Raw genomic sequence first — 24,534 nt, 5'->3', positions numbered from 1 at the left:
ATCAGGAAATCAGGAAATCCGGATTTAGGAAAGGGTGAGGATTCCGTGGCTGAATTTCACGCGGCCGAAGGGCTCGGATTGGAGGAGCCAGGCGCCGTCGAGGTCGGCGTATTCGGTGCGTTGGGCGATGGCGAAGCCGGCGGAAATGAGGACGCTAGTTTCCAACATGCAGCCGGTCATGGTGCGGAGTCCGCGCTGTTGTCCTCGGCGCAACATTTCCAGCGCGGGGGTGATGCCGCCGCATTTCACGAGTTTGATGTTGAACCCGGAAAATGCCTCGGGCAGCCGGTCGATGTCCTCGGGGATGACGCAGCTTTCGTCGGCGAAAATGGGCAGGGGAGTCGTGGCGAAGTCAGCGCCGGGCGGGAGCGGTTGCTCGATAAATTCGACGCCGAGTGCGGCGAGTTGCGGGGCGATCTGGGCGAGAAACGGGGCGTCCCAGGCGGCGTTGGCATCGACGACCAATCGGCTGGAAGTCCGCTCACGGATTTTTGAGACGAGTTCCAATGGATTCTCGCGATTGAGCTTGATCTTCAGCAGCGGAAATCCGGCGAGTTCGGCCAGTTTGGCGGCGAGTTCGGCGGGGTCGGAGAGTCCGAGGGTGACGCAACTCACCACTGGGCGCGCGGGTTCGTTCCAGAGAAGTTCGGGAAGCGTGACGGACTTCGTTTGCGCGAGCCAATCCCAGAGGGCGAGATCGACGGCGCAGGCGGCGGCGCGGGAGGGTTGCACGCGCTGCCAGATGGCGGGCCAGAGCGAAATGATGTCGTCGGCATTGGAAATGGTGATGCCTGCGAGCCAGCTCGATAACGATGCAAGTCGGGTCGCCACGTCGTCGGCGGTTTCGTGGTAGAAGGCGTTGGGCGACGCCTCGCCGAGTCCGATGCAACTTGCATGGGAAAGTTTGAAAATGACGTTTCGGACTTCGGCTTTGGCTCCACGGCTGATGCGAAAAATGTGCCGGGGCTGGAGATGGAGGATCTCTACGGAGGAAATCATGGGGAAACCCAATCGCTGTCCAGGTCGGGGTAGTCGGTGCGTTGAGCGATGGCGAAGTCGGCGGAAATGAGGATGCTGCTTTCCAACATGCAGCCGGTCATGGTGCGGAGGTTGCGGGCGACAAGTTTGATGTTGAACCCGGAAAACACCTCGGGGAGCCGGTCGATGTCCTCGGGGTTGACGCAACTTTCGTCGGCGGAAATGGGCAGCGGAGTGGGGGCAAAATCAGCCGCGGGCGGGAGTGGTTGCTCGATGAATCCTACGTCGAGTGCGGCGAGTTGCGGGGCGATCTGGGCGAGAAACGGGGCGTCCCAAGCGGCGTTGGTATCGACCACGAGGTAGGGTGACGAGCGCGAGCGGATTTTCGCGGGCGAGTTTGATTTTAATGAGGGGAAATCCGGCGAGTTCGGCCAGTTTGGCGTCGAGTTCTGAGAGTCCCAGGGTGACGCAACTGGTGACCGGCGCGCGGGTTCGTTCCAGAGGTGTTCGGCGAAGGTGATGGACCGGGAATTCGCGAGCCAATCCCAGAGGGCGAGATCGACGGCGCACGCGGCGGCGCGGGAAGGTTGCACGCGCTCCCAGAGGTCGGGCCAGAGCGAAAGGATGTCGTCGACGCTGGAAATGGTACCCACTTATATTGTTAACAATGCCGAAGGGAGATTCGCCCTATTGGTTCCTAACAGCCCGCAAAGTCAGTTGGAAGGCTTTTCCATCTGCGGTCCAGATCGTAAATGGGTCTGGGCCGATGCCGTCATTGATGGGGCCGACGTGATCGTCTGGTCTGCCAATGTTCTCGTTCCGATCGCGGTCCGCTATGGCTGGGTTAGCAATCCGAACACCAATCTCTATAACGGCGCAGGCTTTCTAGAGGCACCTCCCATGCGTTACCATTCTACAGATTAGTGAAATTATTGCGTCATTGGTGAGTATAGCTAAACGTCTTTGTGGCTTGGAGACGAAACGCCCCAGGACTGGTGCCAGTGAGCTTTCTGAAGCGGGTGCATAAATAGCGTTCCGTCTCGAAGCCGGACAATCTTGCGATTTCCTTTATCGGCAGTTGGGAATGAATCAGGAGCTCCTTGGCTCGTTCGAGTCTCGTTTGATTCAAGAGCCGGTTGATGCTTGTGGCACCATGTTCTGCGAACAGATGGCGGAGATAATCCACGCTGATTCCGACATGCTTCGCGACTTCCGCAACGGAACGGATATCCCCGTAATTTTCGGCAATGTGTTGCCTTGCGCGAGTTAAGTAAACTTCCGGTAACGTTGGAGGTATCTTCTGGGCCAATGGCTGCTTCAGCTGCAACAGACGGGCAACCAAGGCAGAGACCCGAAAGCTAAGTTCCAATTGCCGGCTCGCATCCGCCCGAACCCAAGCCAAGTGGAGGAACTCGGTCCGCACATAGGGGTCGGCCCGCCGAGACTGGCCCCCGCCAGGTGGAATGTAAATGGCTTCTGGAAACGTTGTTCCTTCTGTTCTGAAATAGGGATCTTCGAGATGAATGCAGATATCATCTCCAAGCGTGAACATCTGCTGGTCGTGCCGAACACACGCGGGATAGATCACCGTGCCATGCGCCTCAAACGCAATCTTCCTGCCGCCTTCAAGGGTAGTGACTCCCGATCCACGCGGGTGATAGACCATCTCGATCACTGGATGGGAATGCATCGGGAAATAGCTCGAAGTCTTCGCGCGCCAGCTACACACAAAATTCAGAGGATGCTCTCGAAGCATCTCAAGCCATGACCGTTCTAGTGACGCTTGGCAGTTGAGGGAAATGGGGTGCATCCCCTAATTCACGCCCGAAGACCGGGCAGTCACAACCGAAAAGTGGAAGTAATAGCCGAATTATGGCCGTTGTTTATATCGGAACCGAGAGCCTAAATTTCTTGATATGACAAATACTGCAAACGTCGTCCTATTTGAAGAAATCAATAAGGTAGGCATTGGAACCGCACGCTTGAAAGTGTGCGCCTCCGACGAGATCGTGACCGAAACCATCTATTCAGCGATTTCGCCAGGAACCGAATTACGGACATTGGCTGGTCACTATGGTGCGGCTGATAAATTTCCATTTATTCCAGGTTACAGCTCTGTTGGAAGAGTGATCGCAGTTGGGGACAAAGCAAGCGGATGGCGGGTTGGCGATCTGGTTAGCTCCCGCAATCCGGTGCCTTTTGAAGCCACCAACTCCATGTGGGGCGGGCAGGCCAGCCATCAGGTGATCACCACTGTGGGAGAAGACCGACCAGTGCTCCTGCCTGACGACGCGAATCCTCTCGATTATGTAATGGCGGAGGTCGCAAGCATCGGGCTTCGCGGCGCTGAAGCGGCTGTTCCCAAGCCGGGCGAAACGGCGGTGGTCATAGGCCAGGGCGTCATCGGAGCGTTCTCGGCTGCGTGGCTGGGCGTTCACGGCTGCCGGGTGATTGTCGTAGATCTCGAAGCCAGCCGCTTGGAGCGTGCGCTCCGCAACGGTGCGGCCTATGCCGTTTCACCCAAGGAACCGGATACGCTGGATCGCATCCTAACGATTTGTAACGGTGGTGCCGACATTGTCGTGGAAGCGTCTGGCTCGATCCCCGGAGTGGAAATGGCCTTCAAGCTATTGCGCAAAAAGCCCCAAAACTATGCGAAGGAATACAAGGTGGAACCGATTCGCTTTTACGGGGGCGACTGGCCCCGGTTGGTCTTCCAAGCCAATTATCTTGAGCCTATTTCGTGGAAACCGGATACCTGTCTTCCAGGCGAAGCAGCGCTTCTGATCACCCCGCGAGATCGGGGCATAGAGGAACGTCAACGCGTCGTTGAGCATATCCGCGCGGGACGATTGATTCCCCGAAATTTCGTGGACCAGATTTTCCCGTGGCAGGATGCGCCTTCGGCCTATGCTGGGTTGCTCGAACGCCGCATTTTCTCGGCTGTCATTGATTGGAAGGGGAACAACTAACCATGCGTGCCGCCATCATCGGTTGTGGCCCCTCGGGTCCCCAGCGCGGAGGGGTCCATTCCATTTCCTACGCACACGCTCGCGCCATGAGCACCGTCGGGAAACGTATCCAACTCGTGGCTGCAGCTAGCCGAAGTGAAAAAAACCTAGAAGACTTTACTACGGAATTCGCGGGCCTTCGAGGCTACCAAGACTACCGCAGTCTCTTGGCAGAGGAGTGTCCGGAATTTGTTAGTATTTGCGCATTTCCTCCAGATCGCGAGGCGATGGTGTTGGCCGCCTTGGAAGTCGGAGCAAGGGCGATCTGGGTTGAAAAGCCGTTCGCCATTTCGATGGGATCGGCCCACCGCATGATCCAGGCCGCCGAGGCGGCGGGTGCCCGACTTTTCGTCAATTTCCAGCGCCGCTATGGCAGACCTTTTGAATGGGTCAGGGAAGCACTGGCGTCTGGTCGCATCGGAAGCGTGACCAGTGTACAGGTTAGCCAGCCGGGGAATGAAGTGATCAACTTTGGCCCTCACCTGATTGATGCCGCCCTGAACTTGCTGAATGTGCCGTTCGATCGTCAACCTGTTCGAGTTTTGGGTGCGGTGGAGTGGTCGGATGACTCTTACCAAGGCGTCCCGGTTGAGACCCAAATTGTCGGTACGGTTCATTTTTCCGATGGCTGCCGCATGATCCTCGAAGCTGGAAAATATTTTGCGGCGCGGCTGCCGATCATTCGGATCGACGGGGAATACGGTTTCGTCGAACTTCGCCTATCGCCATTGGCCAATGAGGAGGGGATGGCCCGGGCACGTTTCAAGGACGATTCCTCCGTCACTGTTCTCAACAGCGACGATAATTTTCACCACGGGGCGACGGAGCCGAATCTGTATGTGGACCGCGCGTTGATTGATATTCTGCAAGCCTTGGAAAGCGACCAGCCTTGCCGCCTCGACGCCGCAACGGTCCTTCCGGGTCTGGAAGTCCTGCTAGCGCTTTTTGAATCTGCCCAGCAGTCGAAAATGCTGACACTTCCGCTGAAGCAACAGGAGTCTCCCTTTCAGCGTCGATTTATCCGCTGCTGATAAGGGTGAAGAAACTCCTAACTTCCCGAATTTACAGACCGCAAGATTTACTGGATCTCCACAAGTGAAAGTCGATCAAGGCGCACATTGTCGGTTGGCGATGACACGCCATTTGTAAAACTTGTCCAGCGAAGGAAGCACGCCAATCCGAGCGGGATTTTCGGCATTGATAAATCGCTCGATCGTCGTCGATCCAGGTATTCCCCGAGGATGACATCTTTTCCTTCTGTCCAGGTCCCCATTTTCGGCGAGTCGCCGAAAACCACACGCGAGTCGCGTGTGCTCCCCGGAAATCAGGCGGCTTTTCATTTCGCGGCGGCGCAGAGTTGTTTGACGCCTGCGAGGTCGAGTTTGCCGGTGCTGAGGACGGGGATTTTTTCCACCTGCGAGATGATTTTGGGAATCCAGAGATTGGGGATGCCGGCGTCGTTGAGTCGTTTGCGGAGTTCGCTCGCGTCGATGGGGACGGTGGTGAGGAGGACGAGGGCCTCGCCTTTGACTTCGTCGGGGATGGAGCCGATGGCGAGTTTGCGGTCGCCCGAGGGGTCGATATCGAGGGTGCCGGCAATGGTGCTTTCGACGGTTTCGTGCGGGACCATTTCGCCGCCGATTTTGGAGAAGCGGGAGAGGCGGCCTTCGATGAAAAGGAAACCGTCGTCGTCCATGCGGGCGAGGTCGCCGGTGCGAAACCAGCCGTCGGGGGTGAGGACTTCGGCGCTGCGAACGGGGTCGTTGAGGTAGCCGGAGAAGATGTTGGGGCCTTTGATCCACAACATGCCGGTGTCGTGGAGGGAGAGGGGGGCGTCGGTCTCGGGATCGGTGATGCGGATGGCCTGACCGGCGAGAAGTTTGCCGACGCTGCCGGGGCGGTTGGAGGGCTGGATGGAGTCGCCGGGGCGCGAAGGTTTGGGGTCGTGGAGGTTGGTGCTGACGGCGGGGGAGGTCTCGGTGAGGCCGTAGCCCTGGAGGACGGGCAGGCCGAGGGCGGCCTCGAAGGCGGTGGCGAGTTCGGAGGGGAGCTTCTCAGCGCCAGTGACGAGGAGTTCGATGGAGCGGAGTTGCTCGGGTTTCGCCTTGCGGATGTAGCCGCGAAGGAAAGTGGGGGTGGAGACGAGGAGATTGACGCGGTATTTTTCGATGAGTTCGATGTTTTTCGCGGTTTCCAAGGGTGAGGGGAAGGTGACGGAGCGGAGGCCTTCGATGAGCGGATACCAGAGGGTGACGGTGCAGCCGAAGCTGTGGAAAAACGGAAGCGAAGCGAGGATGGTGGAGCGGGGGGCGAGGTTCAGCATGGAGCTGAACTGGGCGACGTTGGCGAGGAGGTTGCGATGGGAAAGGGCGACGCCTTTCGGTTCGCCGGAGCTGCCGCTGGTGAAAAGGAGGACGGCTTCGCGGTGATCGCCGATGGCGGGGAGGTCGATGCACCAGGCAAGGAATCGGGTGGGGAGAATGGCGGCGAAGATGCGCCAGAAAATGATCTGCGGCTTGAGCTTGGGGAGGAGTTCCTCGAGGTAGATGACTTTCCGAGGGTCTTTGGGCCAGGGGATTTGCTCGAATTTGCGCTGGACGAGTCTCGCAGTGATGGCGACTTCGATTTCGCCACGGGCGATGGCGGATTCGAGGGAGGCGCGGCCAGCGGTGAGGTTGAGGTTCACCGGGACTTTGTCCGCGAGCATGGTGGCGAGGTTGGCGACGACGGCACCTTTGCTCGGGGGTAGGACGATGGCGATGCGGCTGGCCGGGTAGCGGCGCTTGAGATGACGGCTGAGGGCGATGCCGACGGCAAGGAGCATCCCGCGGGTGAGGGTGGAGTGATTGCTCCCGTCGATCACGGAGACGTCGCCCATCTTGCGCTTCAATCCCGCGATGCAGGCGCGTCCGAGGTGTCCGCGGAGTTCCTTGCGAGCCTGGTAGGCGGCCTCACCGAGGATGAGGAGACGTTCGCGGACGTGGGCGACGTCGGCTTTTTCCGCAGGGATCGGGACGTCGAAGGAAACAGTGACCGGATATGGAATGCGGGTGGGCATTTTCCTGAAGAAGAGGCCGCCCTTGAAGGAAAAGATGGAACCCCAAAGGCGGTCGAGCCAGACCGGGACGACCGGGGTGCCGGCGCGGCGGGCGATGAGTTCGAAGCCTTTTTTAAGCTTGAGCAACGTGCCGCTGCGGCTGAGTTCGCCTTCGGGAAAAATGCAGACGACTTCGCCTGCGGTCAGTTTTTCAGAGGCGAGCCGGATAGCGTCCTTGGCGTGCGTTTCCGAGATCGGGATGGCTTTGATCCAGCGAAAAACGAGGTTGAGCGCGGGGATGTCGTAGATGGTGCGGTGGACCAGAAATCGCACGGGACGCGGGCAGGCGAGTTGCAGCACAACGGCGTCCACGTAGGTGAGGTGGTTGGGAACGAGGAGCACCCCGCCGGTGCGCGGGAGATTTCCCAAGCCCTGGATGGTGACGCGATAAACGAGGGTGCGCAGGAGGCCGCCAAAGAGGCGTTGCAAAAAGGGGAGAGTGGCGGACATGGCGGAGACTTCTATCGAACTCCGTCCTCCGGGGCAATAGCCAGATGGTAGCGTCCGCCACGTTGGGTGAGACGGAGATTACGCTGAAAAGTGGCCGCGAGATGGGCGCTCGTGAGCGTGCGTTTCTTCGGCCCGGAGTGTAAAACCCGCCCGCCTTGCAGGAGCAGGACGTGGCTGAAACCCGGCGTGATTTCCTCCACGTGATGCGTGACGAGGACGAGGCCGGGAGCGTTTTCCGAGCGGGCCAAAAGCTCGACGTGTTGCAAAAAATCTTCCCGCGCCACCGGGTCGAGACCGGCGCAGGGCTCGTCGAGAATCAACAAATCTGGCTCCGCCATCAGTGCGCGACCGATGAGGATTTTCTGCCGCTCGCCCTGGGACAGCACCAACCAGGGACGCCACGCCAGCGATTCGCATCCGAGTCGTTCCAGGATCTCCTGAGCACGCTGCAACTCCGCCTTTTTCACCTTGCCCCAATGGCCCACCATTGCCTCGCGCCCGCTCAGGACCGTCATTTGTCCCTCTTCCTCATCGGGAATCCGCTGCCGCACCGACGAGCTGACCAACCCCACGCGCTTCCGCAACTCGCGCCAATCGTAAGTGCCAAACGTCCGCCCCAGCAGCGAGATCGTCCCCTCGCTGGCTGACAAATAGCCCGTCAACGCCGCCAGCAGCGACGTCTTTCCCGAGCCATTCGCCCCGAGGATCACCCAATGCTCGCCCGGTCGCATCGTCCAGTCGATCCCACGCAAAATCTCCACCGACCCACGTCGCACCGATACATTTTCCAGCGCGAGCAGCGGGGCATCCATTCGGAAACTAGAAGCTCGGAGGTGCTTCCTTGCGAACTTTTTTCTTTCCCCTAACATCCCAGCCAGCAATGTCGGACAACCTCACCCCCATGATGCAGCAGTATCAAAAGATACGCGCCTCGCTGCCGCCGCAGACGCTGCTCTTCTATCGGTTGGGGGATTTCTACGAGATGTTTTTCGAGGATGCGCGGGAAGCGGCGTCGATCCTCGGGGTCGCCCTCACGAAACGCCATACGACTCCGATGTGCGGGGTGCCGTATCATGCGGCGGAGGGTTACATTGCGAAGCTCATCCAGGCGGGCAAGCGCATCGCGATCTGCGAGCAAACCAGCGAGCCACAACCAGGGAAAATCGTCCAGCGGGAGGTGACGCAAATCATTTCGCCGGGCACGGTGTCGGATTTCAACCTGCTCGATTCGTCGAAGAATAACTATCTGGCTGCCGTCTGGCACGAGGCTGGGACAGGTTACGGTTTGGCCGTGATCGACCTGAGCACGGGCGAGTTTCGGTTGACTGAGATGGTGACGATGGCGTCGCTGCTCGATGAATTGGCGCGGGTAAATCCGGCGGAAATGCTGGTGGCGCAAGCGCAGATGGCGCATTTCTCCGATCTGGTGAACCTGGTCGAGGTGGAGGATTTCCTCTTCAGCCCGGAGCATGCGAGTTTCACGCTGCTCGACCACTTTAAGACGCAATCGCTCGATGGGTTTGGCGTCTCGCATCTCGCTCTCGGCACGTCGGCGGCGGGGGCCATCCTGCATTATCTGCGGCACAGTTTGCGGCGCAATGTGAGTCACGTCGGGACGCTGGGATCGTATCGCACGGACGGTATTGTCGCGCTCGACGCCGCGACGCAGATCAACCTCGAGCTGGTGACATCGCGCACTTCCGGCAAGCACACGCTGCTCGCCTCTTTAGATAGGACTGTAACTCCGATGGGAGCGCGCCGGTTGCGTCAATGGTTGCTCCAGCCGATCTGCGATTTGGTGGAACTGAACCGGCGTCAGCAGTTCATCGGCGATCTACTGGAGGAAACGTACCTGCTCGAGAAATTGCGGCAGACCGCGCGGGATATTCGCGACATCGAGCGGATCGTTTCGCGGCTTTCGCAGGGCGGCGGGAATGCGCGCGATGTGCTGGCGCTGCGCTGTTCACTGGAGCAGATCCCGGAGTTGAAGTCGCATCTGGTGGCCCTGATGCGACCAGAGCTGGGTGCGCGAGATCGCGACCGGCTGGCATTCGAGTTGGAGGAAAATCTGCTGCCGCTGCCGGAGTTGACGACCCTTTTGACCCGGGCCATCACCGACGAGCCGCCGCTCGCGCTGAAGGAGGGCGGCATTTTCCGCGAGGGGTATCATCCCGTGCTCGACGAGCTGCGCGTGGCCTCGGTGGAGGGCAAAAACTGGATCGCCGCGCTGCAAGATCGCGAAATCGAGCGGACGGGGATCAAGTCATTGAAGATACGCTACACGTCCGTCTTCGGGTATTTCATCGAAGTGACGAAGGCCAACGTCGGAGCGGTGCCGATCGACTACGTGCGCAAGCAGACCACGGTAAACGGCGAGCGTTATGTGACTCCCGAACTGAAGGAGATGGAGAACAAGATTCTCGGCTCGGATGAGCGGATGAAGAAGCTGGAGTACGATCTCTTTGGCGAGCTGCGGAGTCAGATATTAATGGAACTCCCGGCGCTGCAACGGACGGCGGCGACCATTGCCACGCTCGACGCGCTGGCGTCGCTGGCCGAGACGGCGCGCCTCTTTGGCTATTGCCGTCCGACGCTGACGAACGAGGGCCGGTTGCACATTGTCGATGGCCGCCACCCGGTGCTCGATCAGAATTTAGTCGATGGAAAGTTCGTGCCCAACGATGTGTTGCTCGACTTGGAGTCGAATCGGCTGCTCATCATCACCGGGCCGAACATGGCCGGCAAATCGACTTACATCCGTCAGGTCGCCTTGCTCGTCCTCGTGGCGCAAATCGGAAGCTGGGTGCCCGCCGCCTCAGCCGAGATCGGCTTGGTGGACCGGATATTTACCCGAGTCGGCGCGAACGACGATCTGTCGAAGGGCCAATCGACCTTCATGGTGGAAATGAACGAAACGGCGAACATCGTCAACAATGCGACCGCGCGGAGTTTGGTCATATTGGACGAGATCGGCCGGGGAACTTCGACCTTCGACGGGCTTTCGATTGCCTGGAGCGTGGCGGAGTTTCTCCACGATCAGATCGGAGCGCGGACGTTGTTTGCGACGCATTACCACGAGATGACCGATCTGGAATCCGGGCGTGGCGGGGTGAAGAATTACAACATCGCCGTCCGCGAATGGAATGAGCAGATCATTTTCCTGCGCAAGATCGTGAAGGGTTGCGCCGATAAGAGCTACGGCATCCAAGTGGCGCGCCTGGCCGGGTTGCCGCCGACGATTATTCGACGCGCGAAGGAGATTCTCGGCAACTTGGAGCAGGCTGAGCTGAGCGCCGGTGGCCGCGCCAGGCCCGCGACTGGCGCACGCGCCCGCCGCACGAAGGAAGACAAGGAGCAGATCCCGCTGTTTTAGTTTTTCACCGCCGGTTGGAGAAGAATGCGACTCAACTCGGACCGGAAAACAGCTTGGGCCGACTCGCGGTCGGGTGTGCCGTTGACCACGATCTCCAGAGTCTGGCTCGCGGGGTTGACCTGACGCCGCAGGACGCTGTCGAAGCGGTCCCAGCGATTGTTGGTGGGGTCGGGGACACTCCCGGTAAGGCCTTCACGCCAGACGACATAGAAGACATTCACAGGACGGCCGCCCTGCTCGAAGATGTATTCGCGCACGGGGAGTTGCAGTCCATTGGCGAACGTCCACGGGGCGATGCCGAAGTCGGCTTTTTGTTTCATTCCCATCGCAGTCAGACAGATATGGGGCTGATGCATAGTGGCGCGGATGGCCGAGGTGCGTCCGGCTTCCCAACGCAGAAAAAACATCGTGCAAGCGGCGCGGACGCTACCAATGGTACGCCAGCTCGCGGCGATGGCGCTGTCGTAGCGCAGGTAGGCGCGGGTGCGGTTGTCGATGGGGTTGTCCTTAAACCCTGGTGAGCCAGTCGGAGCCTGCACGGTCCAAGGCGTGGGTTCGCGAGAAGCCGATGGCGCATACCAGATGCGGGTGATGGTTTCTCCCACGAGCAAGCCGGCGATGAGCAGGAGGCAAAGGCGCAGGGCCGGACGGGGGACGGCGTTGAGCGCGGGTGCAGCGGCGCTCTTTTCCATGGGAATGGAAGTCGAATGGAGCTTTGAGGAGAGCGCGTAGAGGCCGATGATCACGGTGACGAGCACGAGGAGTCCTGCGGTATCGTGCCAGTGTTCGAGGGCGGCAATGCCCTGGTTGCCAGCGATCCAGACGAGCGTGCCGCTGCGGATAAAATTGGCAAACAAGGCGAGTCCGAGTCCGCCCAGGAGGAGCCAGCCGCGTCCGGCGATGGACAAGCGGCGCAAATCGCCGAGCAGGAATGCCGCCATGATGGTGGTCTGAAGCGAACGAATGCCGCTGCACGCCTCATTGACGCCGACGATTTGCCCGCGAATCTGGATGAGGTTACCCGCCTGGGCGGCGGGGATGCCCATGAGGTTCATCGTTTCCGCGACGGCTCCGGCGATCTTGCGCATGAGGCCCTGGACGAGCGGTTCCTCGATTTCACTCGGCCAAGGGATGGCGACGAGCAGAAAGCAGACGGGAAAAAGAAAGTGGGCGGCAAATTTCCTGCCTCCGGCGCACCAGAGAAGTCCCAGGCTGATGCCGGTGAAGAGGAAAGAGTGGATCCATTGCGGCGTGCGCCAGTCGGGGATTGGGGACTTCAATGAGGCGCAATGGCAAAATCAGGAGGAGTGCGATCACCATCAGAGCTGGCAACCACTTCAGCCGGGCTGGTGGCTGGAGCGGTGGCGCATCGGCCCAGCGCAGCCAGAAAAGGATAGCGGCGAAGGGCGGGACGAACCAGCCGTAGCCGTATTGTTCGTTCACGCTCCATTCGACTCGCATTTCATTCCAGAGGAAGAGCCACGGCAGAACAATGGAGACAAAAAGGACGACCGGCGCGGGAATGCCCAGAACCAGTGCGCGAGTCTCGCCGTCTGTGGACTCGTTGAGCAAGGCTGGCTGGGAAACAGTGCTCATGGAGGAAGGCTTTGGGAGGAAGAGGCGAGGGGCGTCAAAAGCCCGAGGAAATCACGCCTCGGCACCGTAAACTCCCTTGCCACTATACGATCCGAGATAGCGGCCGGAGTAGTAGTAGCTGCTGCGGGTGGGCAGGAAATTCAGAATGATGCCGTCGGGCAGGCAATTGATTTCATCGAGGGTTTTGACGGCGCGCAGCACGGTGCGTTTCGGAGTGGACATGGCCCGGATGACGAGGCAGCGGACTTCCATATAAGGAGCGATGAGTTGCGCGTCGCTCACGGCGAGACAGGGGGCGGTGTCAACGACGATCCGGTCGTAGGTGAGGAGGGCTTCGTCGAGGAGTTCCTTGAAACGAGTCGTGCCGAGGAGTTCCGCGGGATTTGGGGCGTGGTTGCCGGCAGTGAGTATGGTGAGATTTTCCACTTCGGTGGCGATCACGGCCTCGGGAAGAGGAACCATGTTGGCGAGAACGTCGCTCAGGCCGGGGCTGACGTGTTTGTTCAGGAAGACCTTGGAAACCATGGGCTTGCGGAGATCGGCGTCGATCAGGAGGGTTTTAAGGCCCTGCTGGGAGAGCGTGATCGCGAAGTTGGCACTGCAAAAAGTCTTTCCCTCCGATGGCACGGCGCTGGTAATCATGAAGGTGCGTTTGACTTCGTTGACCGACAAAAAAGCCAGCGACGCGCGGAGCGAACGGAAGGCTTCGGCGATCAAGCCTCTGCGATTGGTTACAGTATCGAAGATGCTCGACGCCTCGGGGCCGGCTTTCTTTTTGCGAATGGGAACGGCTGAGAGCACGCTCAAGCCGGTCATTTCCTCGGCCGATTCCACCGTGCGGATGGAGGTGTCCAACGCATTGAGACCCAAAGCAATGGCGACGCCAGCGGCGAGTCCGAGGAGGATGTTCGTGATGTAAACCTTGACCGGGCTTTCTGTCAGCGAGCCGGCACCGAGGGCGCGCTCCTGAATATTCACTGGCGAACTGGTGAAACCAGTTGTCATGTCGATTTCCTTCATGCGATTGAGGACGGAATCATACATCAGCCGATCGGTGTCGAGTTCGCGCTTGAGGTCGTTGTATTCGACGGATTTACCGGTGACGGCGAGCAAATCGGACTCGCGGGCTTTTTTGTCTTTGTTGATCTCGTCGAGTTGCGCCTGGAGATGGTCGCGCCCGGTTTCGAGAAGGGAAACGACATTTTCCAATGTGGTATTGCGGTCCGTGATCAGGGAGTTGAGCTGCGTCTGGTTCGCAATGTAAGTCGGATGCTCCGGGCGATAGCGCTGCGAAAGCAGGAGCATCACGCGCTCCTGGTCTGCGATCGATTGGTTGAGCTGGGCGATTTTTGGCTCTCGTGCGACACTCGGGAGGCGGAGCAATTCATCGATTTTACCCACGTTGGCGCGGGCCACATTCAAATCAGAGTCGAGTTGGAAACGAGTCGCCTCCAACTGGTCGATTTGCGCGGTGGATTGCTGGACTTTGCCCTCGAGCAGCGTCTGCTGCTTTTCTGGCGACGGCGAGTTTTCCCGCTGGCGGAAATTCTGCAACGCTTCCTCAGAAACGCGCATCTTTTCCCGCAGCCGCTCCGATTCCTCGATCAGATAACGCCGGGCGTTTTTGCTGGCCTCGGAGCGTTTTTCGAAAACGTAGCGGATATATTCCTCTGCATAGGCATTGGCCAGAATCGTGGCCACTTGCGGATTCGTGTGCGTGACAAAAATATCGATCAACCGGGTCGCCTTGCGATAACGCGGAGTCACCAACTGCGGGATCTGGCCAGCCGTCGGAATATCGGGCCCTTGGATCGCGTGGTGCTGGTCGTCGTTCCACTCGATGCGTTTGCTGACGCGCTCGGCAAAGGTGTAACTCCCGAGCAAATCGACCACGGTATTGATCATGTCGAGGCTGCCGACCTGCTCATCGCGCACTTCTTTGACGTTGTTGAGGACTTTGTTTTGCTCCTGTTCCAGAAATAATACGGACCGCGCTTGGAATTTCGGAACGGTCATGGCGACCTTGATCGCCGCCCCGATGGCACCGAGGACGAGGCAAAGCAGCACGATCCAGAGACGCTCCTGGACGGCGTGATAGTAGCTGGCCAGTTTGTCGCCTTGCGACGGGCCGTCGCCGCCGAGGTTTGATGTGTTATCCGTTTCGTTATTCATGGGGTCTGACTTCTACAAAATTCTCATCCGCAACGACTTAGAACCAGCTTTCCGCGACGGTGATGACGTCGCCTGGTTGCACGGTGAAGCTGTTTTCACCTTCGCCAGAGAGTTTCTTGGCGTTGATCTTGATCGATTCCCGGCCCTTTTTAGTGGTGCGTTGGATGCTCACTTTTCCCCGGTCCGCGCTGCGGGTGAATCCGCCGGCGACTCCGACCGCTTCCAAGAGTGTCATGGAAGTCCCGCCGGGGAGTTCGTAGGTGCCGGGCTTGCCGACCTGGCCGAGGATGGTGAATTTTTTCTGCGCGTAATCGACGACGTTCAGATAGACCTGCGGCTTGACCAAATAACGCGCGTCGTAAAGTTTCCGGATCAATTCGCGGGCGTCGCGCACGGTCATTCCGGCCACTTTAGTGTCGCCGATGAGCGGGAGCTGCACCGAGCCGTCGCTGCTGATTTTACTGCGAGTCGCGAGGTCGGGCTCGTGGAAAATGGACATCTCCAGCGTGTCGGACGTGGTCAGCACGTAGTCGTTGGCAGCAGAGTTGATGACTTTGTTGCTGAAGTCGTCGGCTGGCGCGGTCGCGTTGCTCCGGCTGGTGGAATCTGTGGGAGCCGCAGTGGGAGCGGGTGTGGCTTTTTCCTGGGCCGGCTGCTGCAAAGGTGGCGCTCCATTGTCTTGGGCGGGAAGGGTTTGCAACGAACCGATCAGCAAACCGGCGACGCAAAGTCGGAGGGAGAAGAATTTTCCAAGCATGAATAAAAAGAGTCGAATATGGTGGTTGGGACGGTTAGAAAGTCAAACTTAAACTCATCGACGCTCGGGTTTGCTGGCCGCTCGCCGCCGAGCCGAGGGAGTTGCGCCCTTTCGAGGTGCGGATCTGAGTCTGGAGCGAGAGGTGGGTGTTCATTTGCCAGCCCAGTCCGATGGCGGCAAAGGAATATGGATCTTCTTCATTCGCTGTCGAACCGTTGATTATGGAAGCGTTTTGTTCATAGCCGCCACTGAGACTGGCATCCAGCCGGGCAAAAAACCGTTGTCGGAAACTGAGCAGAAAACCCTTCGAGAGCCGTTCGTCCGTGGAGGTGAAATTGGAGAGGCCAGTCTGCTGATAGATGGAAAGTTCCAGAAAAGTGAACTCCCGCGGATGCCAGTTCACGGCCAGGGTAAATTCCGGCAGGCTGGCCGCGCCCTCGATGCCGACATAGAGTCGAATGGAAGTCTTTTCCGAAGGCGTGTAAGTCGTCGAAAGCGAGTAAACCGTCCGCAGCCCATTCTCGGAATTGCTGCTGGTCTGAGTCTGATCGCGCACGCCGAGACCGATGCTACCAGTGAAGGCCAGCTTCGAAGTCGGCCCGTAATTCACCCGGATCACGCCCTGGGCATACGTCCGGTCGTTAGTGGAATTGCCTCCATTGTCCTGCATGTCGGAGCCGGCGGAAAGTTCCAGGCGATAGGCGGTTTTATCCGTCCAGAAATTATCGAGAAAAATGGCACCCGCATATCGGTAGTTCGTGGTATCGCCAGCGCTGTTCGCGCCCCCGGGCGTGCTGTATGTATCGGACCCGAAACTGCCGCTCACGCCGGTGCGCATGTATTCAGTCAATTGGTACTCGATTGAAAAATTTTCCCCCACAGCCACGCGATCCGTCGCCTGGCCGCGTTGAATGTCGAATCCGGTGCCCGAGGAGGCGTTCGTGGTCGAGCGGATCGTGACCCGCTCGTTCATGCGCAGCAAAGTCACGTTGGCCGTCTGCGAAGTCGTCACATCTCCGTTCGATCCGACGTAATTGGGGTCCAGATAATAGAGCCAGCCCACCGAGTAACTGGCTCCAATGTCCCATGTGCCGAGCGTTTTCTGGTAAGTGGCGAGCAGCGACGGCGCGACGAAAAAACTGTTGCTGGAGGGGTTCGTCTGGTTGTTGAGAGTGTATTTTTCGTTGGAATATTCCCACCCCGTGGTCAGACCACCATGGAACTCCAATGGGCCAAACTGGGTGAATTTGGTCAACAACGACTCCTTTGTTGCCGCGTCGGCCTCGCCCTGGGCGGACTTGGTTTTGGCTTTATCGACCTGATAATCCGTCCAGCGGGAGCGAAATTCCGCCTCGCGGACGGTGGACACGGTCTGGGCTCCCAATTTCCCCACCGCGGCCAGGCTGAAAGGTAACAATGCGACTCGAATCCAGTTTTTCCCAGTCCGCGGAGGGCGGCGAAGTGCTGTCTGGGGAAATTTGCAATGAGCCATCGGTCGAGGGGAACCGGAAGCTACCTTTTTCAGAATGAGGCGTCCAGACCCGAATCTCGCAAATACCGCTGCAACCACGACCAGGCCGCGTCCCAGCGCTGGTCGTGGATGGCCAGAGCGGCGCAAGTTCTCCAGACTTCGGGCGATTTTTTGGCGGATTTCTCTGCCTGCACGCGGGCTTCCTCGAGGATGCGCCGGGCTGTGACCTCGTTGCCCGATTTCCAGTAGAAGGTGAATTTTTCCAGCGGGTTTTCGATTTCCTCTGGATAAGACAGGGTTTTACCAGTGCCGGGTGTCGGCAGCGAGAGGTCGAGATGGTGATGCTCGGTGACATTTTGCACGGCTTCCTGGAATTTTTTGTCATCCACGAGCTGCCGGATCTGCACCGGCCAGGCAGCGTCCTTCCAGTCGGGGTGAGTTTCGATGAATTGAAACAGGGCGGCGCGGTCGCCTTTTTGATACCAGAGTTGCAGGAACGACAGCCGCTCGGCTGCGGACATGGGACTCAAAGTCGCGTCTTCCCCTGCGATGTTTTTAAACTCGCTGGCCGCGAGTGCATTTGGAACCGTGCGCAGCCAGAGGAGGGTGAGCCCGGCCTGGCCCCGGCTCGGCTCACGGAGCGCCCGCAGTAAATCGGGATACGACGCGCTCTGTTGCAGGAGGGTTTCGTAAGTGCGCCGGAGATGGTCTTTGGAGCCCTGCGGGCTGGCGTCGAGGCGCTGGCTGCGGGCGATGGCGTCCTTCCAGAGGAGCAAAGTCCGCTGCTGGTCCACCTGCATCCAGGCGATGCCTTGTTGAATAGGGACCCGCACCCAGTCGGGGTTCAGTGCGCGTTCTGCGGAAAAATAACCGTCCACTTCCTTCTCGGTGCCTTCGTAGTTGAGTTCAAGAATGCCTTTTTGAAGATAAAGCGCGTGCGCCATGGGAGAGCGGGCGATCGCCTCGCTGGCGAGGTTGCTGGCTTTCTCCAGCTGATGAGACTGGAAAAGTCGCAAAATTTCGGCCTGATCTTTTGCTGCGGCAAAAGGCGGAGTCGAGCGGAAGCCTTTCCATTCCGCGCCCACCATCCAGATGCCTAATGTCAGCGCCAGCAATCCAGTCAGCCAGAAAATGATTCGTTCCCAGAGACGGGGAGGGGTCTCGGTAGCAGGCCAGGTTTGCAATCCGGCCCCGGCAAAAAGGCAGACCCACCAGCCCAAGGCGACGCGGTGGATGGGCACATCGACCATCCCGTGGGCCAATGCGGCGAGCACAGCACAGAGGACTCCCCAGCGGAGCGGCCAGTAGGCATGTTCCCGCTGGCTGGCGACCCGGCTCAATAGGATGAAAGTCATCGCTACCGCCACGACCACCGCGGGCAGCCCGGCTTCCGCAGCCAGCATCAACCAGTCACTTTCAGGATGGACACTGGTCGATTCCGACAGCGATGCATTTCCATATTGGGGAAAAACATAGCGAAAGGCACCCAAGCCCACTCCGGTCAGCGGCGCATCCTGAATCATTCGCCAAGTGTCTTGGAAAATTAGAATCCGGCCATCCAGAGTCGGTTCGGTCTCGACCTCAGATGAACTGGACACGCGGATATGGGCTTTGGTTTGGTCATGATCGAGTCCCAGTTGATCCAGCAGGCGGTTCCGGGCCTCGCCTTTGGAGACGATAAAGAAGATGAGGGCGGCCAAGAGAATGCCTGAAACGGAGACCGCCAGCGGGATCGACCAGCGTTTTCTTCCCAGACCAAGCAACCAAAGCAAGATTCCGCCAAATAGAAATACAACTCCTCCCCGGGACCCTGAATACACCATTAGTGCCGTGACTGAAGTCGCCAAAGAACCCGCCGCCAGGCATCCTGCAAGCCAGTGTTTTCGAGCCACACCCAAAACGCCGAGGGCCAGCATGCATCCCGTCACTAAAAAGCTGGCGGTGTGATTGCGATTTGGGAAAAAGCCAAAAGTTGGCTCCGTATCAAATGGGAACTTCCATCCGGTTTTAAAGGAATAGATGGCCAGTCCTGCATAAACTGCGCAAGTCAAAGCCCCCGCGGTGGCCAAGGCCAGCAGCGACCTGGAACGGAGCGGTTGCGTCAGGCAAAAGAGCAGCAGGCCCACGGAGACGGCAGCGATTCCCAGCCAGAAAAGAGTTTCCTCTGGGATGGGAGTGACAAGTTTCCCTAAATTTACTGGCAAACCTACAAAGCGATCACGCCAGCCCTGTCCGCCTGCAAACGTCGCTGGCAGTAGCGAGAAGCTGCAGCACAACAAAAAGCTGCCACTCAAGACAGCGAGCATTCTGGATAATCGCAGTTGCGGAGGGCAAAGCAGAAGGCCAAAGCCCGTAAGAGCCAGAAACAAACCTTCCCCTCCTTGATCATGGTCTCCGCAAAGGAAAATCGCTGCCACTATCCCAATGCTCAATAGCAGGTAAAATTTGAGCGTTGAGGAACTTTCGTAGGGGGAAATTTTCAACTCCAGATCATTTACCCTACTGCTAAAGTATTTGGCAAGATGTATGAATTCTGCAACTCTTGTCGCATCGCATCTATTGGACAATTTACAGGAACTCCGATTGTTTCCCCTAAAATACATTTGACGAGATTCCTGCCATATCTTATAAGCCCTTCTATGAAAAAGCTTGTTCTCCTCACATTGATAGTTTCAGTTTTTTGCGTTTTGACCGGTTCGTCGTATGCAGGCACGCCAAAACCACGTGGTGCAATCATTATTCTTCCACCAGCGGGATCGTCACAGCCCCTCAAAAGCAATCCTTAAAAACATCCCCGCCTTCCCACCTTAACTAAAATTCTAATGACAAAGAAAAATCATTCTTTCAAAATTCTCGGGTTAATTTCAGCAATCTGTCTGGTTGGCTCCCTGTCAACTGGTTTTGGAGCTCTCGGTTATACGACTAATTTCGATGGCTTAACAAGTAATTTATCGTTATCATTCCAAGATGGGTGGTTAACCAATGATGAGGATACTGGGATTACAACGAGTGGGGGGAGTTCGATCGGGCAGTCGGAATTTGTTAAGCAAATTTCTGGATATTCTTCTTACGTCGGCGACAAAGTGGTTTCTCTGGGTGGACTTCTCCAGCCAGATGTGGTTCCGGGGCAGAATTCCGTCAGTCTTTATCGTCCATTTGATATTACGGTAGGGAATGGTGGTAATGGCAGCCTTTACTTCACTACGAATTACGCGATCACCGATTCTGCGGCTCCCTATTCCACCCGCGATACCTTCGCCTTCACGTTTACAAATGCCGCAGGTGCTCGCGTCGCGGCCATTCGTTTTGCTCCGGCTGTCACCAACTTAGGAATTTATTTGGACAAATATCTCCCCGGTGACATTTTGGCTAGTTCCACCATTACCCCGTCCGGCCTTTTTCAGCCCTATAATACATCCCCGCTTTTCAAGCTTGAGGTCACCATTGATATGGCCGGTATTTTGAATGCCGCGATTACGGATAGCACTGGTACGAAGTCAGCTATTTTTACTAACGAAGCTACAGCTTCTGGAATTTTGACTGAAAATATTCAACGGGTGGCTGCCACTTACAATGTTACAGATACTACTTCTGACAATGGAGGTAAGGTTAATGCTGGGTCCAATAGTCTGATTTTGAATAATTATAGCGTAATTCCTGAGCCTTCCACAGTTGGTTTGTCGATCATCGCTGGCCTAGGTGGTGCGGCAATGATGTTCCGCCGCCGCAAGGCAGCGTAAGCTCCAACAAGACTACTATAAAAAAGCGGCACTGGTAACGGTGCCGCTTTTTTTAGGTAATTACATTTGTGTTATATCTCGGCGTTGCTGGTTTATCAGTTGATGGGGATATGCCAGCGTCGCGTAGGATGTCAGCCTTTCGTCATGTATAGCAAGGTTGACCTCAAGTTCTATTAACCAATGTATGCAATGTGCGGGTATCGAAAATAAAGCGTCGTGCCGTCATGCCTCAAGCGATATTCCCAAAGTCAAATGCCCTTACAGAAAAGAGCTTTTTGATTGCGGCCTACTTTCCCTTGGCCAGGAAGATGACATGAATTGTTTTAAGCACAATCATGGCGTCTAGCTTCAAGGAATAGTGCCTGATATAATAGAGGTCATATTTCAGCTTCTGGATGGCATCTTCCAGATTGGCACCATATGGATAATTGACCTGAGCCCAGCCTGTGATGCCGGGTTTAACCAAGTGCCGGAAGTGGTAGGAGGGAATGTAATCCTCGTAGAGAGCCACACATTTAATCCATTCGGCTCGGGGGCCAATTACGCTCATATCACCGATAAGGACGTTCCAGAGCTGGGGCAACTCATCCAGCCGCAGCTTGCGCAGCCAGCGCCCTGAGGGAGTGATGCGACTGTCATTCGATTGAGTATAGAGGCTACCTTCTTCTTCCCGTTCATACATAGTGCGGAACTTGAGGACCATAAAAGAGCGCCGGTGCCAGCCCACGCGTTCCTGCTTGAATATAATAGACCCACGACTTTCCAGACGAATGATCAGCGCAACAATGCCAAAGATTGGTGCCAAAAGAGTCAGCGCCGCTAAAGCAAAGAGAATGTCCAAAATCCGCTTGAAACTGGCATAATGCGTATCGGTGGATAACGGAAATCCCTTTTGCAATGGCCAGACAGGGTCTAAAGCCATTACGGGAACCTTCTGCCAGAATGTTTCGTAGAAAGATTCCAACGTGTAAACCGGCACACTCTCAAAGTGCAGCCGCAGCAGGGCGTCGGTTAGAGCTGCACTGATTTTTCCTGGTTCTTCTGCGATGACGATGCCAGCGACTTGACTGCTGATATTCCGCACATGCTCGAGGACGTTGCGGTTGATTACGGGCGATCCCTCCCCATCGATTGGCTGGGAAAAGACATCGGGCTCATCACTGACAAAACGCAGTTTCTCTGTAGACGAAGATTTCCGAAATGCCCGGCTGAAATTTTGGGCCAGCGTTCCGCCACCAATGACCAGAAACTCACGAGTTTTGCGCAGGCTCCAATACCAGCCGGCGATCAGCCGTCTGTAGAATAGAGCCACCAAAGGAAAGGTGAGAAAAGTGGACAGCAGAACGCTACGACTCGGGCGAATGCCCTGGCTGTAGGTCGCCATGGCGTAAATAAAAACAAAGGACAGTGCTGCCGCTGCCAGCATCGAAAGAATAAATTCTGCGGCAAAGATCAAAGTCCGCTGGTCGCGGCGCGGATTATAGCCTCCGACAATGTAGAGAGCCCCGATGGTGACCATTAATCCGATGGAACAAGAAGCAAACCAAGCCATCGGAGATGTATTTTCTGTAGTGCCTCGAATGAGCATGAACAACCTGAAGATCACTATCCAACTCGCCACATCGAGGAAAGTCATGAGCAGACTTAACGCCCACTTTTGAGAAAAGAACGGGGCCGCTTGTCTATCGGACTTGGCGCGGTTAAGCGCTTGGGGGACCACAACACTGCTCATATAGAAAACATCAGTTTTTTAAAAAATATGACAAGAACGTTTCCTTTGAACCTATGAATAGAGATTCACCGGCAATCCACACCTTGTGATGGAACGTTAATGCTAGAAGGGCGGGGAGAGACCTTGGAAAGTAATTCGAGGAATTGCCGGATGGCATTTTCAAGGGTCGCTCCTTCGCCAAGCCGTCTCGCACGCTCATTGTCCCCCTTGAGCAGAGTGGCATCATCCCGATAATCCAGAATCGCTGCGACCAACTTCGCGGGATCATTGGGAGGCATCACTTTGCCCGTGCGATGAGCTGCGATCAGTTGTGCGATCTCACACTTTTCGGGGCCAATAAAGAGGCAGGCTCTGCCGGCGGCCATGCCTCCGTAAAATTTGCTGGGCACGACCAATCCACTGAGATTCGCCCGCAGGGAGACGACATGGACGTCACCCGCACCCAAGCTTTCCGGCAGAGTGGTCCAAGGTTGGGGAGGCAAAAATCGAATGTTGCTGAGCCCGCGCAAACTCGACTCTTCCTCCACTTCCAATCGACGCGGGCCGTCGCCGATGAAGAGAAAAAGCACGTCGGGTGCACTGGTCTGTAGCGTCTCGGCGGCATCCAGAATTTCGGAAAACGAATGTGCCATTCCCATGTTACCGGAGTAGAGCACCACGAAGCGGCCACTCAGATTTTGCTCCCTCCAGAAAGCGTTTACCGCCTGGTCAATGGGATGAATCCACTGCGGGTCGGTCCAGTTTTCGATCAGGGTAATTCGCACCGGGTTCAGCCCACGCGCGATCAGCCGGTCCGACATGCATCGTCCGATCGACACCACCTGATCGTGCCGCTTCAAAGCAGCGGTGGAAATCCAGCGAAGTATTCTGGCCAGAGCGCCATTTTTGGGAATCACCCCTGCTTCCTCCGCCATCTCTGGATACAAATCCTGACTCCAGTGAATCAGTTTGCAACCGAAGAAGATTTTCAAAAGCCACCCCAACACCGCTTGCAGAGGCGGATCGGTTGTCGTAATCACCACATCCGGTCGTCGCTGGCGCGCCGCCGTCCAAAGCATGGCGGGATACAAACTCAAATAACTCAGCGCGCGTTTCACATGACTTTGACGCGAAAACGGCAGCGATCCGACCCGCACCACTTCGAGCCCCCCGTCTTTTTCACCGTCTCCCGCACCAGCCGCAATCACCGTCACAACAAACCCCGCCTCGCTCAACGTTGTGCCCAATTCCTTCACCAGGTGGCCCACCGCTCCCGGACTCGGCGGAAACGTTCGGGTGAGGATCAAGAGGCGTTTACCCACGAGCCGTAGTCCTGATTTTGCGCCGGATGTCCATGAAATAGCGGCACTTCAACCGGGCAAACGTCCCGCCCGCTTTCCCATCGAGAAAGCCACGCTTCAAAAAGTAAGTGATCAGGAAAAAAAGAGGCCCCAGCCACCAATCGTTCAGATGCTTGTATTTGAATCTTTGGCGTGGCGTAAATTTTGCCCACTCCTCCGGGCTGGCGGTTTGCAGCCACTGAAAGCGTTTCGTCTCCCACTCCGCGTAGGCTTCATGCTTCGCAATGTAATGTGCCAGACCGCGATCCTCGCGATGTTCCAGTCGCCCGTGAATTTCTCCAACGCTGCCCTCAAGGATCGGGTATTCGTGCACTTCCATGTCCAGATGGCTCCAAGAATCCTCTGGGAATCGCTCGTATTCTCCTGTGCCAATACGAAACAAAGCTAGCTTGCAAAAAACATCTCCATGTTTTAGAGGTCGCCCCATAAACCAGTTATGGAAATAGATCCAAAAGCCTGCATGGTCCGTGCCTGGCAGAGTCTCGCGCAATTCGTTAAGAAAGGCCGGGGTCACGCGTTCATCGGCATCGAGGAAGAGAACCCAGGGATTTCGGAACGTATGATTTCGCAGAGCCCAATTTCGTTTTTTGGGAAAACTACCATTCCATTTAAAGTCGAGCACAGTCGCGCCAAACTCTCGTGCGATTTTTTGCGTGTCATCGGTGCTGCCGGAATCCACCACGACGAGTTCATCGACCGCTCCGTTTAAGGCTTCCAGACAGGCGGGCAGATTGGCCCCTTCATTACGTACTGGAATGCAAACGGATAACGGGACGGGTAACATGGAGCGATTTCAGATTACAAACACACATTTATC

Annotated in this window: 19 protein-coding genes; 5 read left to right on the top strand and 14 right to left on the bottom strand. The window is 57.1% G+C overall.

The genetic code is table 11. The features are described from left to right. Positions 1-24 precede the first annotated feature (24 nt). Both ABIT76_00875 and ABIT76_00870 read right to left on the bottom strand, forming a co-directional pair. On the bottom strand, positions 25-999 hold the full coding sequence (locus ABIT76_00875; protein MEO7931689.1) for a dipeptide epimerase: 975 nt from the start codon (positions 997-999) through the stop codon (positions 25-27). After that, the gene (locus tag ABIT76_00870) at positions 996-1,631 is read right to left on the bottom strand and encodes an enolase C-terminal domain-like protein (GenBank protein MEO7931688.1); all 636 of its coding nucleotides are present in this window, start codon (positions 1,629-1,631) and stop codon (positions 996-998) included. The genes ABIT76_00875 and ABIT76_00870 overlap by 4 nt, the downstream gene beginning before the upstream one ends. Here ABIT76_00870 and ABIT76_00865 point away from each other — a divergent pair. Further along, positions 1,621-1,902 (top strand): hypothetical protein, encoded by a 282-nt coding sequence (locus tag ABIT76_00865; GenBank protein MEO7931687.1) that lies wholly within the window; start codon positions 1,621-1,623, stop codon positions 1,900-1,902. The genes ABIT76_00870 and ABIT76_00865 overlap by 11 nt on opposite strands. Before the next feature lie 13 nt (positions 1,903-1,915). Here the strand turns inward: ABIT76_00865 and ABIT76_00860 are convergent, their stop codons facing one another. Then, entirely contained in the window at positions 1,916-2,668 is a 753-nt protein-coding gene (locus ABIT76_00860) for a helix-turn-helix transcriptional regulator (GenBank protein MEO7931686.1), read from the bottom strand. Between the two features lie 226 nt (positions 2,669-2,894). Here ABIT76_00860 and ABIT76_00855 point away from each other — a divergent pair, with 226 nt between their 5' ends. Continuing rightward, entirely contained in the window at positions 2,895-3,950 is a 1,056-nt protein-coding gene (locus tag ABIT76_00855; GenBank protein MEO7931685.1) for a zinc-binding alcohol dehydrogenase, read from the top strand. A 2-nt stretch (positions 3,951-3,952) separates the two neighbouring features. Further along, complete coding sequence (locus ABIT76_00850) at positions 3,953-5,020, top strand: Gfo/Idh/MocA family oxidoreductase (protein ID MEO7931684.1); 1,068 nt, start codon at positions 3,953-3,955, stop codon at positions 5,018-5,020. A gap of 305 nt (positions 5,021-5,325) precedes the next feature. On the opposite strand, the gene ABIT76_00845 is transcribed toward ABIT76_00850, so the two are convergent. Together ABIT76_00845 and ABIT76_00840 are read right to left on the bottom strand one after the other, a co-directional pair. After that, on the bottom strand, positions 5,326-7,536 hold the full coding sequence (locus ABIT76_00845; GenBank protein ID MEO7931683.1) for an AMP-binding protein: 2,211 nt from the start codon (positions 7,534-7,536) through the stop codon (positions 5,326-5,328). Positions 7,537-7,547: 11 nt separating this feature from the next. Beyond that, complete coding sequence (locus tag ABIT76_00840; protein ID MEO7931682.1) at positions 7,548-8,348, bottom strand: ABC transporter ATP-binding protein; 801 nt, start codon at positions 8,346-8,348, stop codon at positions 7,548-7,550. A gap of 68 nt (positions 8,349-8,416) precedes the next feature. Here ABIT76_00840 and mutS point away from each other — a divergent pair, with 68 nt between their 5' ends. Beyond that, the gene (mutS, locus tag ABIT76_00835) at positions 8,417-10,909 is read left to right on the top strand and encodes a DNA mismatch repair protein MutS (GenBank protein ID MEO7931681.1); all 2,493 of its coding nucleotides are present in this window, start codon (positions 8,417-8,419) and stop codon (positions 10,907-10,909) included. Here the strand turns inward: mutS and ABIT76_00830 are convergent. The 6 genes from ABIT76_00830 to ABIT76_00805 all read right to left on the bottom strand — a co-directional run bounded on the left by ABIT76_00830 (position 10,906) and on the right by ABIT76_00805 (position 18,728). Continuing rightward, a complete protein-coding gene (locus tag ABIT76_00830; protein ID MEO7931680.1) occupies positions 10,906-12,120 on the bottom strand; it encodes an exosortase/archaeosortase family protein in 1,215 nt (404 codons plus the stop codon). The two genes, mutS and ABIT76_00830, sit on opposite strands and share 4 nt — an antisense overlap. Next, positions 12,026-12,505, bottom strand: coding sequence for an archaeosortase/exosortase family protein (locus ABIT76_00825; protein MEO7931679.1), 480 nt, complete (start codon positions 12,503-12,505; stop codon positions 12,026-12,028). The genes ABIT76_00830 and ABIT76_00825 overlap by 95 nt, the downstream gene beginning before the upstream one ends. Positions 12,506-12,556: 51 nt before the next feature. Beyond that, positions 12,557-14,677: a polysaccharide biosynthesis tyrosine autokinase gene (locus ABIT76_00820; GenBank protein ID MEO7931678.1), complete on the bottom strand. Its 2,121-nt coding sequence runs from the start codon at positions 14,675-14,677 to the stop codon at positions 12,557-12,559. 37 nt (positions 14,678-14,714) lie between these two features. Then, entirely contained in the window at positions 14,715-15,434 is a 720-nt protein-coding gene (locus tag ABIT76_00815; GenBank protein ID MEO7931677.1) for a polysaccharide biosynthesis/export family protein, read from the bottom strand. Positions 15,435-15,468: 34 nt separating this feature from the next. Beyond that, a complete protein-coding gene (locus ABIT76_00810; GenBank protein MEO7931676.1) occupies positions 15,469-16,803 on the bottom strand; it encodes a hypothetical protein in 1,335 nt (444 codons plus the stop codon). A 152-nt stretch (positions 16,804-16,955) separates the two neighbouring features. Then, the gene (locus ABIT76_00805; protein MEO7931675.1) at positions 16,956-18,728 is read right to left on the bottom strand and encodes an O-antigen ligase family protein; all 1,773 of its coding nucleotides are present in this window, start codon (positions 18,726-18,728) and stop codon (positions 16,956-16,958) included. A gap of 999 nt (positions 18,729-19,727) precedes the next feature. Between ABIT76_00805 and ABIT76_00800 the strand changes: the two genes are divergently transcribed. Beyond that, a complete protein-coding gene (locus tag ABIT76_00800) occupies positions 19,728-20,645 on the top strand; it encodes a PEP-CTERM sorting domain-containing protein (GenBank protein MEO7931674.1) in 918 nt (305 codons plus the stop codon). Positions 20,646-20,931: 286 nt separating this feature from the next. On the opposite strand, the gene ABIT76_00795 is transcribed toward ABIT76_00800, so the two are convergent. From ABIT76_00795 to ABIT76_00785, 3 genes are all read right to left on the bottom strand, one after another. Further along, a complete protein-coding gene (locus ABIT76_00795; protein MEO7931673.1) occupies positions 20,932-22,281 on the bottom strand; it encodes a sugar transferase in 1,350 nt (449 codons plus the stop codon). A gap of 161 nt (positions 22,282-22,442) precedes the next feature. Further along, positions 22,443-23,678 (bottom strand): glycosyltransferase family 4 protein, encoded by a 1,236-nt coding sequence (locus ABIT76_00790; protein ID MEO7931672.1) that lies wholly within the window; start codon positions 23,676-23,678, stop codon positions 22,443-22,445. Beyond that, positions 23,671-24,501 (bottom strand): glycosyltransferase family 2 protein, encoded by an 831-nt coding sequence (locus ABIT76_00785; protein MEO7931671.1) that lies wholly within the window; start codon positions 24,499-24,501, stop codon positions 23,671-23,673. Before ABIT76_00785 ends, ABIT76_00790 begins: the two co-directional genes overlap by 8 nt. Between the last annotated feature and the right edge of the window lie 33 nt (positions 24,502-24,534).

This window comes from Chthoniobacterales bacterium, assembly GCA_039930045.1.
In the GTDB taxonomy this organism is placed as follows: domain Bacteria; phylum Verrucomicrobiota; class Verrucomicrobiia; order Chthoniobacterales; family DASVRZ01; genus DASVRZ01.
The sequence above is the reverse complement of the archived record's forward strand: the minus strand, read 5'-3'. Positions and strand labels throughout refer to the sequence as shown.